This window comes from Planotetraspora thailandica (assembly GCF_016863335.1).
Classification (GTDB): domain Bacteria; phylum Actinomycetota; class Actinomycetes; order Streptosporangiales; family Streptosporangiaceae; genus Planotetraspora; species Planotetraspora thailandica.
The window spans coordinates 1-17632 of the sequence record NZ_BOOR01000080.1; the positions used below are offsets into that span (position 1 = coordinate 1).

The window sequence follows — 17632 nt, forward strand, 5'->3', positions numbered from 1 at the left end:
CCACTAGTTAGGTGATCAAGCGGTAACAATCGGTTTCGGTCTGAACATGTGACTACTCACATGGAAGAGCGGCTAGTTGGCACCTGATGTTCGGTGTCCGCAGATTTGGCATTGTGGCAACCGCGGTGACGTGGACGTAACTGTGTGCGGAGTCTGACCCGGTGCGTCGAGCGCCGAGGGGTCGCGGCTGAAGGTCTCCGCTGTGCCACGGTCACATGGTGATGAGCGTGGCTGACGCAACGCGAGCCGCAGTTGGGTGAGGTGCAGTCCGCGTTGCGTCGGCAGGGTTGTATGGCGCCCAGGCGGGCTCACGGAGGGCAGGGCAGTGTTCGGGAGTTGGATGGTTCGCGATGTCGATCATGCGGTCGAGAGCGTCGCGTGCGGCAGCAAGGTCGGCCATGGCGGCGGTGATGCGGTTGCGCTCTGATGCCAGCAGCTCGAAGGCCTTGGGGGAGGCGTGCCCGGTATCGACGCAGGGCAGCAGCTGCAGGATGGTCCGGCTGGGCAGGCCGGCGGTGAAGAACTGCTGGATCAGCCGGACACGTTCGACGGCTGACTCGGGGTAGGTTCGCTGGCCGCTGGGGGTGCGTTCCGAGGTGAGCAGACCCTGCTCTTCGTAGTACCGGAGAGCTCTGGTGCTGACCCCCGCCTGGTGTGCGATCTCGCCTATCCGCATCTGCGTCCTCCTCCGGCTTCGCGGTTCTCGACTTGCCCTTGACGTCAATGTGAGGTTTTAGGGTAGCCGATGCCGGGCCGGATGCGGCTCGCCGAACCCGAGAGACCTATGCAGGAAGTAAGGAACCCATGAACGTCACCGACCAGATCGCCCTCGTCACCGGAGCCAACCGCGGTATCGGCCGTCAGTTCGTGCACGAACTGCTCGAGCGCGGGGCGAGCAAGGTCTACGCGACGGCTCGCCGCCCCGAGAGCCTCGACTTCGACGACACCCGGGTGGTGCCGCTGCGACTCGACATTGTCGACCATGAGTCCGTCATCGCGGCAGCGGCGACCGCGCGGGATGTGACCCTCCTGGTTAATAACGCCGGCATCGCGACCGGTGCCGCCCTCGTCACGGGTGATGTGGACGAGGTCCACCGCGAGATGGACACGCACTTCTGGGGCACGCTCGACGTGATCCGCGAGTTCAGCCCCGTCCTTGCGGCCAACGGCGGAGGTGCAATCGTGAACATCCTGTCGGCGCTGTCGTGGTTCGCCGGCCCGGGCACCGGCTCGTACTCCGCAGCCAAGGCTGCGGAGTGGAACATGACGAACGGCGTCCGTCTCGAGCTCGCGGCTCAGGGCACGCTCGTCCAAGGCGTCCTCCTCGGCGCCGCCGACACGGACATCATGGCCGGATACGACGGACCCAAGATCGATCCCCGCGACGTGCCGCGCCGCTCGCTCGACGGCCTGGCCGCCGGCTTGATCGAGGTGATCGTCGATGACTGGACCGCAATGGTGAAGGCGTCGCTCGTGGGCGACCCCGCCGCGTTCTACGCACAGATCACCGAGTTGCTCGGTGCGAGTTGAGCAGCTCGGTCGGAGCTTCCTCTCGCGGAATCGAACATGAGACCGCCTCCGGGTGCCTGCAGCAGCCGACGTGCGTGCTCGACGACGCTGGCGGCGGCGGGATATACCGCACGTGGGAAGACGACGTTGCGGGCTTCGGTGAGGAACCCGCCCGACGCTAGGGCGGCGATCTGCCGGCGGACGGCGGGTTCTGCAAGAGAGCGCCGTCCACTGGCCGTCGACGACCAGCAGCGCAACAGCAGACTGTGGAAGATGGAAGCTGGCTGATCCTTGGTCAAACTGTCGATGCTGGACCGCTCGCGGACACGCGATCGCCCCGAGACCGTCCCCGACATCCCGGGCGTCGTGCCGCTGGCCCTGGATGTGACGGATGACGTGGCCGTGATCCGGGCCGCGGGCACGGCCGCCCGATACGACCTTGCTCATCAACAACGCCGGGGTGTCGACCTTCGCCCGGCGACCGTGCAGCGAGTCAGCGAAAAGTCAGCGAACCTGCTGACACTGAACGGCCACGCACCCCACAGGGCAGCATCCGGGTTGCACTTGACGGCACTGATTGGCGCTTGGACATCTGCTCCGGCACCCTTACCCAGGGTTCGCATCGAAGGGGTCGTGACCCGCAGGAGTGCTGTACAGCAACCCGTACAGCAACGTCGCCTTACACAGTTACGCGCCACCGGTCCCCATCTACCAACCGAACAGGGCGGCGTGTCCCTGAACGAAGCACCTGCCCTTTCCTCGTAATAAGGGGGATCTTGGGTTCGACCTATTCGGTCGGCGCTGGCCCTGACCCTCCGCGGGCCAGTGTCTGTGGGCCTGTCCGTGGTGTGCTCTTGCGGTCCTAGAAGTCGCGCCACTCGTCTAACCAGTCAGCTGCTTCGGAGTCGGGGATGTTGGCGCGCCGCGCTAGGTCGAAGAACGCGTCGGCGGCCTGTTCCCGTCGGAGCGTGTCGATGATCTCGTAGCGTTCATCGATTGCGTTGAGTTCCGCGATCAACTTGTGAAGGACCGGCCGTGCATTAGTGCCCATGGCGTCGCCGGAGGGTAGACGGTCGATGGTGCGAAGTGCGGCGGCGTAGGCCTTGCAGGCGGCGGTGCCCGCCTGTTCGTCGTCGTCCACCCAGTCGCGCAGGGGGTTGCTGACATTGGCCGCCAGCCAGGTGTCGGACTTGGCGCCCCAGACAGTCACCCACACGGGCGTGCCTTTGTAGCGAGCCTTGACGAGTTTGGCCTGACTGCGCCGGATTCCCCCGATGCTCAGTCGGCGCAGGGGTGTCCCGGGGCGCGGCAGCGATGACGCCTCGACACCGTACGCATCGGTGAGTTGCAACGTATGCAACCGCCGAAGCCCGTGCAGGTCGACAGCGTCCAGCAGTTGACCATGTGGCCCGGTCCACGTGATGGTCAGTTCCTCCAGGTCGGCCGCGGCACCTAACCCGGTCAGGGACAGGTCACCGGCCACCTGGAGATCGAGACGGCGAACCCCGTGCAGACCGCTCGGGATGGCATGGCCAGGTGAGGTGGCCAACAGTCGGATCCATCGACCGTCCTCGGCTGCCTCAACTACCTGGGGCGGATCAGAGGTCAGCCGCAAATTCATCAGCCCGGGCGGAAGGCGAAGGCGCCGCAGCCCATTTCCAGAGATCGTCACTGCGGTGAGGTGTGTCGCGCTCAGGTCGATGGTGCTCGGCGGGTCGTTCCAGATCAGATCCACGATGAGGGGGCGGGCGGCGATAGCTTCGGTAAGGCCGTGATCAGGTCCTGACCACCTCAGGGTGGTCAGGCGCGGAAGCGCGTCCAGGCCCGACCAGCGGACCTGGGGGAGGTGCGCTGTAAGGTCGACATCCCAGATTGTCGCTCGCATGGTCTGCGGCTCGTCACCGAGATTGACCACGACTGGGTTGTTGGTGGCGTTCTTGTAGGCCGCCTTAGCCTCCGCAGGCACCAGCAGGTCCCATCTCCGCTGGGAGACGACATGCAACGAGAGGCTCTCCCATGCACCGAAAGCGTTCACCGTGCCTGGTGCGTCAGGGTGAACCGGTAGGTGTCCGAGCCAGACGAAATCAGGCGGAGGGCATCGGAACGGGAGACCATGCAAGCGTTCGGCCTGGCCGACCAGTTGTGGTGGTCGAGAGTCATAGGGCCAGCCGAGGCCAGGTCATCCAGGGTGGGTATCGCATCAGAATGCCAGTCGAGCGCGCACACAGTCAGGAAACCATCGGCGTTTAGCCCGCTCACCTGACAAGCACCGTAACCGCCTAGCCGAAGGGGCATGGCCGCGACGTCCCCCATTTCCAGCATGGCCGGGAGGCTAGCAGCCGGCTACGACAGGGTGAGCCGTGCAGGAGTGCGGTTCTGTACGGCCGAAAACCGTTTGCCTCGCGCGGCGGGCTCAGGGGAACGTGGTGTCCATGACGTTCTGACGGACACAGCAGCACCTGCTACTTCGAGATCCCACGGCGCCGACCCATGCCGTAATGCCGTCCGCCCATACCCTTCTCAGCGAAGAGTGCGTCTTGTCTCAGCAACACTCCCGGCAGGAGTTCCCGCTGCCGTCCAACTCCGTCATGGGTTCGGCCACAGTCACCGTGTTCGCTTCCCCCACAAGCTGGATCGAGTCCGGCGCCCTCGCGCAGTGCCACCAGGTGGCCGCCCTCGACGGCATGATGCACGTCGCCGCCATGCCGGACCTGCACCCCGGCAAGGGCGCCCCCATCGGCGCCGCCATGGCGTCGACCGTGTTGTATCCGTTTCTGGTGGGCTCCGACATCGGTTGCGGCATCGCCGTGTTCCCCATCAAGCTCAAGCGCGCCGTACCGGCGAAGCTTGCCGCCCGGTTCCCCGACCTCGACCGCGCGCTGGACCCTGAGCAGAATGCCGATGACCCGGCCTGGGCCGTTGTGAAGGGCGATATTCCCGCCGGTCACCTCGAGGGCCTCGGGACGGTCGGCCGGGGCAACCACTTCGTCGAGTTGGCGCGGATCGAGACCGTCTTGGAGCCGGGCCACGCGAGCCGTCTCGGGCTCGCCGCCGGCGACCTCGTTCTTATCGTCCACAGCGGTTCCCGAGGGCTGGGCGAGAGGATCCTGCGGGCGCACACCGAGGTCCACGGCGCGGGGCCCGCCCCTGATCCCGCCGCCTACCTGGCGATGCATGACGACGCCGTACGCTGGGGATCGCTCAACCGGCGGCTGATGGCCGCCCGGGTAGCCCATGCCCTGGGGGCCGAGCCCACCGAGCCGATCGTCGACCAGTGCCACAACCTGGTCGAGATCCGCGACGAGGTCTACCTGCATCGCAAGGGGGCGGCGCCGGGTGACGGCCGCGACGTGCTCATCGCCGGCACGCGAGGCACCCCTTCCTACCTCGTGGCCGCCCACGCCGGGCCGGACGCCAACCATTCGGTGGCGCACGGCGCGGGCCGCAAGATGTCGCGTGCGGACGCCCTGCGCCGGGGCCGGGCCAAGCACACGGTCGAGGAGCTGCGCCGTACGCCGGTGGGGTCGCTGGTGGTGTGCGGCGACCGGCAGCTGCTCTTCGAGGAGGCACCAACGGCCTACAAGCGCATCGAGCAAGTGATCGCCGACCTCGTCGACCATGACCTGGCTACGCCCGTGGCCACCACGGTCCCCCTGGTCACCTACAAGACGCCCGACCTCGGGTCCACGCCCCGACGGGATCGCCGGGATCGCCGCCGCACGGGAGGCCGGCCGTGAGCGTCCACCTGCTCCTGTCGGCCGGGCGTGGTCCGCAGGAGTGTGCCTGGGCGCTGGCCCGGCTGCTGCGCCGGCTGGAAGCCGACGCCACCCGGCAGGATCTGGAGACCCGTCGGGCCCAGACCGTTGCCGGTGACCGGCCCGGCACCTACCGATCGGTCCTGGTCCAGATCGCAGGAGCCGGCGCCGAGATGTTCGCTGCCTCGTGGACCGGAACTCTGTGCTGGCAGGCCCCCAGCCCCTACCGGGCCAACACCGGCCGAAAGAACTGGTACGTCATCGCCCAAGCGTGTCAGGTCGACACCCCGCGCACGACGTTCGCGGAAGCAGATGTCGACATCGTCGCCTGCCGCACCGGCGGCCCCGGCGGTCAGCATCGCAACAAGGCCAGCACGGCGGTACGGGCGACTCACCGGCCTTCGGGGATCGTCGTCGTGGTCGACACCGAGCGACAGTTCAGCCTCAACCGCCGCATCGCCATGCAGCTGCTGCGACAGCGCATCGAGCAGGGCGACGTGGCGGCGGGGCGCGCCGTCACCACCGCTCGCTGGCGCATCCACGATGAGCTCGTACGCGGCAATCCCACCCGTATCGAACGGCCGGAAATGTCGGAGCAGGACCTGGCCCCGCAGGAGCAGACTCGCCGTCGACGGCGGCAGTCCACCCGACCACGCTCACCGCGGTAGGAGAATCGCACCTGACAACATGAGGGTCGCTAGGGCAAGAGCGCGCGTCGTCCGCTCTGGTGGCTTCCAGGGTGGCTCCCAAGTATGCGGTCGCCAGCCTTACGGCGATGGGAGGAAGATGCGAGCGACCTCCGCTGGATGGGGAGGGAGGCGGGAAGGCAGTCATCAACGAGTCCAACCACGCCTGATTGACACCCTGCTCAGACCGACTATGACGGCACTCACAGCCAAGGGTTCGCTGCCGCCCGCCTGGCCAAGGTGAGATTTTGGGTCAGACCCCCAGGGGGGTCATGTTGCGCCTGACGTCCGACAATCAAGGGGCCTCAGAATTCGGTGGGACGGCGCTGACGCTTGTCGTATGGACGTCGTTCCCGATCGTCTGTAGGGCAAGGAGGTGATGCACGTGAAGTACGTGCTGATGTTCATCGAGACCGAGCAGTTCGAGAAGGACTTGGCCGCCATGGACGCCGATGAGCGGGACTCGGCCTTCGAGAAGGTCGGCCGTTGGCTGGCCGAGCACCAGGACAAGATCACGCAGCGGGGAGCCAAGCTGCAGCCCGCCCACACTGCCACGACGGTCCGGCTGGACACGGGCAGCGAGCCGCTGGTCACGGATGGGCCGTTCGTCGAGGGCAAGGAGGTGATCAGCGGGTTCCTGGAGGTGGAGCTGGCCGATCTGGACGAGGCGATCGCGATGGTCAAGTCCTGGCCGGGCTGCCCCGTCGTGGAGATCCGCCCGGTCGAGGGATGAGCGACGCGCAGGAGGCGCTGGCGCAGGCGGTCCGCGAGCACGCGGGCCGCCTAGCCGCCGCACTGATGTCATTGCTCGGCGACTTCTCCGCCGCCGAAGACCTGGTCCAGGATGCAGTCGAGACGGCGCTCAGGCGGTGGCCGGTGGAGGGCGTCCCCGAACGGCCGGACGCCTGGCTGTTCACCGTGGCGCGCCGGCGCGGGCTCGACATGCTGCGCCGCGAGGCCAACTACCGGGCGAAGCTGGCCCAGGTCATCTGGCCGATCATGCCGGAGCCGGACGATCGGCTGCGGCTGATCTTCACCTGCTGCCACCCGGCGCTGCCACGGGAGGCGCAGGTCGCTCTGACCCTACGCGTGGTGTGCGGGCTGACAACGCCGCAGATCGCCGCCGCCTTCGTGGTGCCCGAGGGCACTGTTGCCCAGCGCATCACCCGCGCCAAGCGCAAGATCGCCGATGCTGGCATCCCATACCGGATCCCATGCGGCGAGGACCTGCCCGCGCGCGTCAACGAGGTGCTGACCGTCATCTACCTGCTGTTCAACGAGGGCTACCTGGCCACTGCGGGCGAGCGGGCGCACCGTCGTGACCTGGTCGACGACGCCGAATGGCTGGCTGCGCTGCTGCATGGGCTCATGCCGGACGCACCGGAGGTGGGTGGCTTGCTGGCGCTGATCCGCCTGCACCGGGCCCGCACGGCGGCCCGCTTCGACGCCGCTGGCCACCTGGTCCTCCTGGCCGACCAGGACCGCTCGTTGTGGGACCACGACGGTATCGCCGCCGCCATCCGGCTGCTGACTCGTACGGCACAGCGCCACCTGTCGCCCGGCCCATACCAGATGCAGGCGGCGATCGTGGCCTGTCACGCGGAGGCGCCCCGCTGGCAGGACACCGACTGGGAGCAGATCGTGGTCCTCTACGACATGCTGCTGCTCCTGGCTCCCTCCGCGGTGACGCGGCTGCATCGGGCGATAGCCGTACGGCATGCGCAAGGACCGAGAGCAGGCATGGCGCAGCTGGACCGGATCGGTGACGCCCTGTACAGGTACGCACTCTTCCACGCCACCCGCGCCGAGTTCCTGCGCGAGCTCGGCAGGCACGACAAGGCGCAGGAGGCCGACCGGCGGGCGCTGGAACTGACCGCCAACCCGGCCCAGCAGGCGCTGCTGGAAGAGCGCCTCACGTGGGCTTAAAGATCTACCTAAGCCTGTCGTGTGGCGTCGGCTCCCGACCGTCTCCGCTGTAGAAGCCCTCACAGAGGAGAGGAGACATGAACCCGACGATGAGCATCATCGACATCGTGGTGTCCGACCTGGATGCCTCCGTCGCCTTTTACGCCAAGCTCGGCGTGGAGTTCAAGGTCGACCCGCCCTACCCCGAGCACGCTGGTGCTCACCTGCCAGGCGGCCTGCACCTGATGCTGGACACCGAGAACTTCACCCCAAGTAGCTGCACAGCCGCCAGGCGGCGGCGCTGGGTTGCGTCCACGGGTGTGGTGACGCCTCCGGCGAGGGCACTCCGGCACTGGGGTTTTTCCTGCCTCACTCATGCTCTGGCAAAGAAGCCGCTTGCGATGCCAACGACCGAGGACAACGATCTATGCATGCCGTACGTGAACGACTTCGGAGATGGGCGTCTGTGGGACCGTAGCGGCCGGCCGTGGCACCGTATGGCCCAATGGTTAGAGCCGGACGAGGCGGCTGGACTGCTCGCAGAAGGCGCTACATGGCTCGTGCAATGGTGCGATGAAGGCCTCACCTGGGGCGATTCCTCAGACGTGCCCGCCGCAGAACTCCTGGTACACATGGTGGACTGGAGACGTGCACAGCGACTGAGTCGTAAACGGACCGTACCGACGGTCATCGTCGCCGAGCACTGGCAGAACGAGGCGGGCCATGACCTCGTCGCATTCCACGAAAGCGGACCGTACCCGCGGGCAGAGAATTGGTTCGCCTAATGACGGGGTCTCATCGATGTCGTGGACGCCGCCGAGGGCACATGCAGGGCACATGACCCAAGCTGAACTGAATCTGAAGCCTGTCCTGGACGCGAGCCGCCTCAATGCCCGAACTGTTGCCGGACGCCTGACCACGACGCGTCCTCGCCGCCTATTTGTACTCGCGGTAGGTGTAGCCACCGGTGCGAAGGCGGCCGGCCTGGCTGCCCGCAGTCCGCTCATCAGGCACTTCCGAGGAGACCGGCCACAGGAGTTCCGTGCCTACCTCCGTGCCGTGACCAACGTCGGCATCTCGCTCGGCGCCCTGCTGGCAGGCTGGGCCGTTCAGGTCGGCACCCGCCCGACCAGGTGCGGATATAGGTGAGGTCGGTGACCCACAGCCGGTTCGGCGCTGGCGCGTGAAAATGGCGGTTCACCATGTCGGCCGGCCGACCGGCCAGATCGGCTGTGGTGGTGGTGCTCCGGGCCTTCCCGCGGACCAGCCCGACAATGCCCAGCTCGCCCATCAGCCGCTGGACCGTGCACCGGGCGACCGCATGCCCTTCACGGCGTAACTGCCGATAAACCTTGCGAGCGCCGTAAGAGGAATAGTTGTCCTGATAGATACGGGTGATCTCCGCCTTGAGCTGCTCGTCGCGCACTGCTCGCGCGGACGGCGGCCGGGTAGAAGCTGCGTAGTACGTCGAGGGCGCGGCCTGCAAGACCCCGGCAGATCGGCTCAATGCCGAACCGGTCGCGGTGAGCGTCGATGAAAGCGTTCATCTGGGCGGTCGAGAGTCGAGTTCCCTGGCGAAAAAAGCCGACGCCGCCTTGAGGATCTCGTTGGCCCGGCGCAGCTCGCGGACCTCGCGCTCCAGCTCAGCGATCCGTTTGGCCTCTTCTGTCGTGGTACCCGGCCGCTGACCACCATCGATCTCGGCCTGCCTGACCCAGTTGCGCAGCGACTCCGACCCGATGCCCAACGCCGGGCAACGCGAGTGATGACACCGAACGACTCCGGACTGCTCAGTGGCCTCCTGCACCATCCGAACCGCCCGCTCTATCACCCGGCGGATACCGACGCAGGGAGGGATGCGACGAACCAGATCGACCCGACATGGGCTTCATCCTTTCCAACCGATGAAGCCTCCAGCAACCCCAGCGCGGTTCACCGCGCGGGGTCGACCGGCTCGGGTCGACCCCGCTTGCACAGTTGCTCCGACTACAGCGGTCCGGGGATTGGCCCCGTGAAGCTACGGCCGAGCAACGCTGATCGTGTCACGGGCCTGGTCCTTCCACGCTTGCCCGTGAGCTGTGACCGTGGGGTCGTTCACGATTGTCGTCGGGGCATTGTTGCTTACGTTCACGGTGATCGTGATCGGCGGATAGTCCGAATACGGGCCCAAAGTGTCGCTACGGGTGCACGTTCTCGTCCTCGATCCGCTGCAGGTCCAACCTGGACCCGACGCCGCCGTGGCCGTGAGGCCGGCTGGGATCACGTCTTGTACCGTGACCGTGCTTCCGCCGATGGGATCGGGATCGCTCGGCTTGCCGCTGGTGTTCGTGACCGTCAGCGTCAGTGTGCCGGTCTGTCCCGGCACGAACGTAGAAGGGCTGTGGGCTGCGGAGATTGCTATGGGGTCCGGAGCGACGAACCAGGGCTCCGGGGGCGTGCCGGGGCGTTCCAGGAAGTTGTACGGCACGGGGTTGGTGATCTGCGGAATGGGTTTGCCGGAGGAGACATACCGATCGGCCACGACCTGGCCGGTGTGATCGACCTTGCCCCAGCAGTAGCCCATGGCGCGGGCCGCGGGGAGGATCTGTCTCACGGCATCCACCGTCGCGGCCCCGGCCGGCGTGTCGATCGGGCCATCGTGCAGACCGATGATGGCACCTGGATGCAGTTGGCCGAGGATCGAGTCGCGCGTCTGCTCCGCGGTCGTGTCCGGCTCGTAGTCGGCACCCGTTTCGATTCTGGTGAGGAAGTAGGTGTAGCCCTGCGAGCTCACGACCTCCTGCGTATGGGTGTTGGCGCTGCCGAACGGCGTTCGGATCCCCTTGAAGGTGAAAGGGGCACCAATCGCATCGAATGCGGCCTCGTTGTGTTGCACTTCCTCGATCTTCGCCGCGTCGGAGAGCGCGTTCATATCGGTGTGGTTATACGTGTGGTTGAGCAGGACGTGGCCCTCGCTCCGTGTAAACCTCTCGATCTGCGGGTTGGCCTCTGCTCTCATGCCGAGATCGAAGAACACTCCATGAACCTGGTTGTCACGGAAGATCTGCAGGGTCTGTGGTCGGTAGACCGATGGCCCGTCGTCGAAGGTGATCGCAAGGCGGTTGGGGCAGGAGTTGGGGATCTGGTTGTCGTTCTCCGTACCCACGTCCGAGCGTGAGGCGGCCCTTTGGATCGCGCGTTGCTGGGCCGGCGACAGGAGCCCTTCCCTGACGAACTCATCGGTAGCGTGGGCCACGGTGGAGACAAAGCTGCCGTGGTTCTTGAAGGGTTCCGCATTCCAGATGACGTCGAGCAGCGTGCACCCGTCGGCGCGCTCAGGGTTGCGGACGCCCGAGTCAATCGCCGGTACCGGCGGCGCGAACGACACCGCCTCCTCCGGCGACCACCCATTGGGACAGGCGTCCCGCGTCACCGGGATGGAATCGGTGGCGGAGCTAGGAGTCTCGTCCCCACCACCGGCAACCGTGGGGGTGTTGGTCAGCAACGCCGCTGCATTGGTGGCCACTTTCACGGTGATCGTGATCGGAGGGTAGGAGGACCCCGCGCGCAATGGGTCGCTGCGCGTACACGTGATGGACGATGCGCCGGAGCAGGTCCACCCGTTCCCGGACGCGGCGACCGGCCCGGCACCGAACCCAGCGTTGTTGACAAGCGCTGACAGGCCGGCCGGTAGCACGTCGGATACGGTAACCGCGCTTTGGGTCAGGCCATCCCCGGAGTTCGTGACCGTCAGCTGAAGAGTTCCGGAGTACACGGTTGTGTTGTCGGGCTGTCCTTTGAGAAATGTGTCGAGGCTGTGGGTTGCGGAGATCGTGAGGCTCGGGGCCGCCAGCGCAGCAGATGCCGGCACGTGCACAAACGAAACCGTGAAGACCGTGGCGATTAGGAGGCTAAGACGCGACATCAAGCGTGTCCCTCGACCCCGCGCCCTAGAGAAGCATCTCATGCGAAGTTCTCCCATATTTGTCCGACTGATCCGGCTGCCAAGGTTGCATCGGTCAGTAACCATCGCTGGTCCGGCCGCTCGTGGATCCGGGTCAAAGGGCGGGTCCCTGCGTCGATGCTCAGGGACCCACCCTCGTTTTTGGCGCAGTGCTGGTCAGCGCCCTGACAGGGTCACGGTCGGCGTGTTCCAGCCGGACACGTCGATGCTGGGGGTCTTGCCGGCCAGGTCGGTCTGACGGTACGTGGCCGTCACAGTGAGCGACTCTCCAGGCCAGATCGACACGTAGTTGTCGCTCCACGTGACCGGTGTGACGGTGTCTCCGCCGGGGCCCTGGCGAAGGGTGAGGTTCACGAAAAACGCGATCTTGTCGGAGGTATTGGTGAGGGCGACCGTCGTCTCCCCGGTGCCGTCGCGGCTCTCGCGCGAACTCGTGCTCGTGCTCACCGTGGCCGGAGCCAGGTCGGCGAGGTCGGACAGCCCGGCGTACTGCGTCGTCGGCGTGTAGTACCAGTCCGACTTGGCGTAGTTGATGACGTCGGGTTGCGTCGACAGCCAGTAGACGTTGCGGCTGACGGTGGCCCCGCCGCGGTCGGTCATGACGAGCTTGACGAAGTACGTCCGCGACAGATCGTTCAGCTGCGGGAGGGTCAGCAACCTCTCGGACCGGTTGGCGGACAGGCTGACGTCGCCGACCCGCTTGCTGTACTGCAATGTCCCGTCGAGGTTGTAGACCTCCGCCGAGATGGTCAGGTCCTTCGCGGGTTCGGCGGTCTGGTTGACCCCGACGACGGAACGGTCGTCATAGGAGTACTGCACGTGCAGGTTCTCATTCGCCTTTTTTGCGCCGAAGTACGAGCCTGCCGGGTTCAGGTAGTAGTCGTAGAGGTGCCAGTTCAGCGACGGCCAGGCATTATTGAGCATCCAGTAGATGAGCCCGGTCGACGGCTTGCTGGTGTCGTTCATGTTCCGGATATATGCCTCGAACTGCGCGCGCACGTTCTCATAGTTCGCCAGCTGCGCCTTGGCGACGTAGTCCTCAAGGCTCTTCGGCGCGCCGTAGCGGCCCGCCAGCGCGTTGCTGAAGAGCTTGAGATTGGTGAACGTGGACGAGGGTGCGGCGTGATACTGCGCGGCGTTGAAGTCCTGCCACAAGGCGTCCTGTTCGGCGGGGGAGAGCATCTTGCGCAGGCTGTCGAGCGTCGGGATGCTCTTGCCCGCGCTCAGCTCGGCGTTGAAGCCCTCTGCGCCCCCAACCTGCTTGTTGTACCAGTAGTTCGGCGGTACCCAGTCGTATGGGCCGGACATCTTCATTCCCGACTTGCCGGTGATCGCCCCCGTCGTGGTCGCGGCGGAGGGGATGATCGGGTTGCGCCAGTCGTTGTCCCGAAGCGTGTCGACGTAGAGCTTTTCGATGTCCGCCGGCGGAACCTTGTCGCTGCCGATCAGGAAGGCGATGACGCTCGGGTGGTTGCGCAGCAACTTCGCCTCGCTGGCCATCAGCTCCCCGGCGACCCGCCGGTCTTCATCGGTCCACTTGTTCGTGCCGGTCCACTTCTCCCACTTATGGCAGCATTCCCAGCCCGGCATGATCATGATGCCGTAGCGGTCGGCGAGTGCGTAGAACTCGTCGCTCTCCAGCTTGCCTTCGGTGCGAATGGTGTTCAGTCCGAGGTCGACGGCATAGCGGAACTGGTCTTCCATCTTGCCGAGCTCGGGCCGCAGAAGGAGGTCGGACGCCCAGCCCCCGCCCCGGATGAGCAGCGGCTTGCCGTTGATGACGAACTGGCGACCGTTGTCGGAGTTGACGTGCGAGGTGACGTCGCGGATACCGAAGGTGGTGTGCGCCCGGTCGGAGAGATCTCCGTCCACGTGCGCCGTCAGATCGAGGTCGTAAAGTGGCTGCTTGCCCATCTGCGCGGGCCACCAGATCCGCGGGTTGTCGATCGAGAGCTGACCGAACTCCTCAGGGGTGAAGACGACCGTCCGCACCTCCCGCGGCGTCAGCGTGACCGCCTTCTTGACCGCGATGTTGTCGATCTTGCCTTCGACGGACACGGTGCGGGGCTGGTCACCGGCGTTGCGCACGTCTACCTTGACGGTCAGGTCGGCATGGTCCAGGCCTGGCAGGGCGACGTCGGTGAGCACCCGCGGTTCGGTCAGCGACACCGGCCCAGAACGGACGATCTCCACGTCACGCCAGATCCCCATGTTGTTGTCCGGAGGGGACTGCGCCCAGTCGATCCAGCCGATGGACAGGTCCCGGTCGGGATCTGCCGGATACGACTCGATCGCCAGCGCGTTCTTGCCAGGGCGGACGAGGTCGGTCACATCAAGTTCCTTGATGTTGTACGCGCCGACGACCTCATCCTTCGTGGCCACCTGCTGTCCGTTCAGCCAGATGTCCGCCCGGGAGATGATGCCGTTCAAGCGGAGAGTCGTCGTCAGGCCCGGCTTTCCGGTGACAACGAACTCCTCTCGGTACCACCAGGGAACCTTGAAGTCCGCTTTGTCCACGTTATCGCGCATGTTCGTGGAGTAGAACATGTCGGGATAGCGGCCGTTCTCCACCAGGCCGGCGAGCACCGTCGAGCGCGGGGACACCGGCAGCCACCCCGTGTCCTTGAAGTTGGGCTGAGATACGTCCTCACCGCCCGACCTCACAGCGCTCGACGACTTAAGCTTCCATCCGGCGATCGGGGTGGCGTTCCCGACCGCTCCTTGAACGATTGTGGGCTGACCGGCTCCCACGGGAGGCCCATCGGCCGCGCCGGCGGCCGAGGTGATACCGATTGAGCTCAGGCTCATCGCCAGAACGGCCGCGAAGGCCGTTCTGCGGCGAAGGCTGCGGCGCGCCGATAATGATCGCGGACTCTTCAACAGCAACACTCCGATCTCCGTTGCACGGGGGGCGAGACCAGGAAAGGAGAAGGCTGTGGCGGTGTTCGCACCTGATGTGACACGGCGACCTCCGTTCCCGGGTCTGCGACTACCAAGGAGGTGTCCCAGCGAAACTGCCGTCGTTGATAGTTTGTAAATCTCCCTAACGAATGTCAATGATCTTTCCGTGCCCAACTCGCCCGAGGGTCGGGACTGTCCAAGCCCGCGGTCTCGTTCGCGCTCGCCAATATCGAGCGGGCCGGGCTCGTACATGTCGTGGGTGCCGTCACCAGACGTCTGACTCCTCTTCAAAGAGGCCGAGCAGCGGGCGGAATGCGCCCGATGCACTGAATGGGTGAGACGCTCGGCTGTGGGGAGCAGTGGTCTGCCACCTGGGGCGAGGACTATTCCTGTCCGCGTTCACCTGACGGGCACGCAGTCGCCGACAACCGCATCGAGGTAGTCGTTATCGGCGACTGCACGAATGTGGCGCGACTGTGTCCCGCCCGGAACTCGAATTGTGGATGGTCGTATAGGCACGAGCGGTGTGCGCCCGGCTCTTGCCGATCTGTTACGAGCACATCAACCTCCTGGGTCGCTACGCCTTCACCGGGCCGACGCCGGTGTGGGGCTTCGCCCGTTCCACGACAGCCAGGGCACGCAGGGGTGAACGGCAGCGGGCTCCGGCGTGACGGTGGTCTGCGGGGCGGGTCGGACCGGGCATGTTCGCCTCGACGAGGGCCGCCCCCGGCGACTGGGTGGCATGGCAGGGGCCGGCAAGGGTGGCGTGGGAACGACGGGGCCCTGACCAGGTCGTAGTGACTTATAGCATGCGAACGTTCGGTTGCTATCGGCCTCGGAGTGAGGCAGTCTGTACGTCATGAGTCCACGTAACTCGTTGGCTGGTGCGGCAGCGGCGCGCCAACGCATCCTCGATCGCGGGGTGGCCGTCGCTTCGGTCGAAGGGCTGCGCGGCCTGTCGATCGGGCGTCTGGCTGCTGAGGTGGGGATGAGCAAGGCCGGTCTGATCGGGCCCTTCGGAAGCAAGGAGATGCTGCAGCTTTCCATCCTGGAACGAGGAGGAGAGCTGATCGCCGAGATCATGCTGGAGCCGGCGGCAGCCGCGCCTCCGGGCCGCGCGCGGCTTCAGGCTCTGACCGAGGGCTGGATCCGCTACATCTCCGCGGAACCGGAACACTTTCCGGGTGGTTGCCTGTTCACCACGGCGACCTTCGAGTACGACGCACTGGACGGCCCGGTGCATGACGCGGTCGTCGACGGGATGAATCGATGGCGCGCCTACCTGGTCGAAGCGACACGTGAGGCGGCGGAGCTGGGCGAACTGCCGGACGGCGCCGACCCCGATCAGCTGGCGTTCGAACTGATGGGCCTGTTCACCGGTTTCAACATGTCGGTGCACCTGTTCCACGATCCCGACGCTGTCGCGCGGCTACGGCAGGGCGTCGGGAGACTGCTCGGAACGTAGGCGCCAAGCCGACTCCACGTTCATCCCTTCAACGCGTTGACGGACTCCCTCGCCTGGGCCGATCCCGCTCAGCGGGCTGGTGGGCGGGTGGCGGCGGCGCCCGCAGGGCCGGCACCGGTGCTGATCACAGGCGGGGCGGCCTACGCGCCCACCACACGCCTGACGGGGCTGCGGCCCGAATGGCGGGAGATGGACCGGCTCCGCGGCCAGGACCCCCGCCGTACCAGCGCCAGGGAAAGTACTGATACGACGGACGTAGGCAACGCAGTTCAGGATCGGGTCCGGCCCAAGTAAGCCCAGAACGATGCTCGCCTGGCTCACCGGGATACCGGCCTACCGGGAGGCCGTCACCGACGTCGTCCGTAACGACTACTGCGGCTTCCAGCTCACCTGACAGGCCCACCACGCCGTCCCCCCTCCGATCCGGACGGCGTTCCGTGCAGGAGGAAGCCGGAGCGGCACTGGCCCAGATCGCAGTCGACTTCTTCAGCCAATCTTGAAAGGCCTTGCTGCCGGACATCACGAAGGCCGCAGCCGCGCCTTCGGAAGGAACGAGGCCCGCGGCCACAACGGCACGGGCGGGCCATGGAAAGGAAGACCTGCCATGAGAATCCACGTCGACGGCGTCAGCCTGGAGGTTCAGGACAGCGGCGAAGGACCGGCTGTCCTGCTCGTCCACGGATTCCCCGACACGCACGCGCTCTGGCGCGCCCAGGTGCACGCGCTGAACGCCGCCGGATATCGGACCATCGCCCCCGACCAGCGCGGCTACGGAGCCTCCGACCGACCACAGGAAGTGGCCGACTATGGGATGGAGGAGCAGATCCGCGATCTCACCGGCATCCTCGGCGTGCTCGGCGTGCCCGAGGTCCACCTCGTCGGGCACGACACGGGCGCCGCCATCGCCATAGCCTTCGCTGCCTTCCTGCCTGAGCGGGTCGTGAGCCTCACGAGCCTGTCCGTCGGCCACGCCTCCGCCTTCGCCGCCGCGGGCCTCCCACAACGCGAGAAGTCCTGGTACATGCTGGCCTTCCACTTCCCCGGCCTCGCCGAGGAATGGCTCAGCCGGGACGACTTCGCCGCCCTGCGCGACTGGACCAGACACCCCGAGGCGGACGAGGTCGTCGCCCGGCTGAGCGACCCCGCTGCGCTCACCTCGGCCCTCGGCTTCTACCGCGCCAATATCACCCCCGAGTCGCTCCTCCTTCCCGCGAACACGCTTCCGCAGCTCAAGGTGCCCACCATGGGTGTGTGGAGCAGCGGCGACCGCTTCCTGATCGAGGAGCAGGTAACCGGTACCGAACGCCATGTCACCGGCCCGTGGCGCTACGAACGCCTCGAAGGTGCCGGCCACTGGATGACCCTGGAAGCCCCCGAGGAGGTCAACGCGCTGCTGCTCGACTTCCTCGGGAGCGTCCGGCGGTAGGGACCGTCAGGGGCCGAGGTCGGATCACAGCTCGGCGACCGT

14 protein-coding genes and 1 other annotated feature are annotated in these 17632 nt (G+C 66.3%); of the genes, 8 read left to right on the plus strand and 6 right to left on the minus strand.

Features of this window, described 5'->3' with window-relative positions; genetic code table 11:
• Window positions 1-211 precede the first annotated feature (211 nt).
• A complete protein-coding gene (locus tag Pth03_RS37555) occupies window positions 212-676 on the minus strand; it encodes a MerR family transcriptional regulator (RefSeq protein WP_203949264.1) in 465 nt (154 codons plus the stop codon).
• 128 nt (window positions 677-804) lie between these two features.
• Here Pth03_RS37555 and Pth03_RS37560 point away from each other — a divergent pair, with 128 nt between their 5' ends.
• On the plus strand, window positions 805-1530 hold the full coding sequence (locus Pth03_RS37560) for an SDR family oxidoreductase (RefSeq protein ID WP_203949265.1): 726 nt from the start codon (window positions 805-807) through the stop codon (window positions 1528-1530).
• 841 nt (window positions 1531-2371) lie between these two features.
• Here Pth03_RS37560 and Pth03_RS37565 read toward each other — a convergent pair.
• Complete coding sequence (locus Pth03_RS37565; RefSeq protein ID WP_239119680.1) at window positions 2372-3511, minus strand: hypothetical protein; 1140 nt, start codon at window positions 3509-3511, stop codon at window positions 2372-2374.
• 535 nt (window positions 3512-4046) lie between these two features.
• Here Pth03_RS37565 and Pth03_RS37570 point away from each other — a divergent pair.
• The 5 genes from Pth03_RS37570 to Pth03_RS37590 all read left to right on the plus strand — a co-directional run bounded on the left by Pth03_RS37570 (window position 4047) and on the right by Pth03_RS37590 (window position 8640).
• The gene (locus Pth03_RS37570; protein ID WP_203949266.1) at window positions 4047-5246 is read left to right on the plus strand and encodes an RNA ligase RtcB family protein; all 1200 of its coding nucleotides are present in this window, start codon (window positions 4047-4049) and stop codon (window positions 5244-5246) included.
• Window positions 5243-5932, plus strand: coding sequence for a peptide chain release factor H (prfH, locus tag Pth03_RS37575; RefSeq protein ID WP_203949267.1), 690 nt, complete (start codon window positions 5243-5245; stop codon window positions 5930-5932). Before Pth03_RS37570 ends, prfH begins: the two co-directional genes overlap by 4 nt.
• Window positions 5933-6335: 403 nt before the next feature.
• Window positions 6336-6683: a YciI family protein gene (locus Pth03_RS37580; protein ID WP_239119681.1), complete on the plus strand. Its 348-nt coding sequence runs from the start codon at window positions 6336-6338 to the stop codon at window positions 6681-6683.
• Entirely contained in the window at window positions 6680-7876 is a 1197-nt protein-coding gene (locus tag Pth03_RS37585) for an RNA polymerase sigma factor (RefSeq protein ID WP_203949268.1), read from the plus strand. Before Pth03_RS37580 ends, Pth03_RS37585 begins: the two co-directional genes overlap by 4 nt.
• 77 nt (window positions 7877-7953) lie before the next feature.
• Window positions 7954-8640, plus strand: a complete 687-nt coding sequence (locus Pth03_RS37590) for a VOC family protein (RefSeq protein WP_203949269.1) — start codon at window positions 7954-7956, stop codon at window positions 8638-8640.
• Between the two features lie 221 nt (window positions 8641-8861).
• Here Pth03_RS37590 and Pth03_RS42705 read toward each other — a convergent pair whose 3' ends face one another.
• The 4 genes from Pth03_RS42705 to Pth03_RS37610 form a co-directional block, all read right to left on the minus strand.
• The gene (locus tag Pth03_RS42705) at window positions 8862-9281 is read right to left on the minus strand and encodes an IS3 family transposase (RefSeq protein ID WP_203949270.1); all 420 of its coding nucleotides are present in this window, start codon (window positions 9279-9281) and stop codon (window positions 8862-8864) included.
• A gap of 45 nt (window positions 9282-9326) precedes the next feature.
• Window positions 9327-9441 (minus strand) — a sequence feature (AL1L pseudoknot).
• Window positions 9399-9665: a transposase gene (locus Pth03_RS37600; RefSeq protein WP_203949271.1), complete on the minus strand. Its 267-nt coding sequence runs from the start codon at window positions 9663-9665 to the stop codon at window positions 9399-9401. It overlaps the preceding feature by 43 nt.
• 207 nt (window positions 9666-9872) lie before the next feature.
• Window positions 9873-11759: a polysaccharide deacetylase family protein gene (locus Pth03_RS37605; RefSeq protein ID WP_203949272.1), complete on the minus strand. Its 1887-nt coding sequence runs from the start codon at window positions 11757-11759 to the stop codon at window positions 9873-9875.
• A 195-nt stretch (window positions 11760-11954) separates the two neighbouring features.
• A complete protein-coding gene (locus Pth03_RS37610) occupies window positions 11955-14951 on the minus strand; it encodes a glycoside hydrolase family 2 protein (protein ID WP_373318672.1) in 2997 nt (998 codons plus the stop codon).
• Window positions 14952-15558: 607 nt separating this feature from the next.
• Between Pth03_RS37610 and Pth03_RS37615 the strand changes: the two genes are divergently transcribed.
• A complete protein-coding gene (locus Pth03_RS37615; protein ID WP_203949274.1) occupies window positions 15559-16164 on the plus strand; it encodes a TetR/AcrR family transcriptional regulator in 606 nt (201 codons plus the stop codon).
• Window positions 16165-16768: 604 nt separating this feature from the next.
• Window positions 16769-17590, plus strand: a complete 822-nt coding sequence (locus tag Pth03_RS37620; RefSeq protein WP_203949275.1) for an alpha/beta fold hydrolase — start codon at window positions 16769-16771, stop codon at window positions 17588-17590.
• The last annotated feature ends 42 nt before the right edge of the window (window positions 17591-17632 follow it).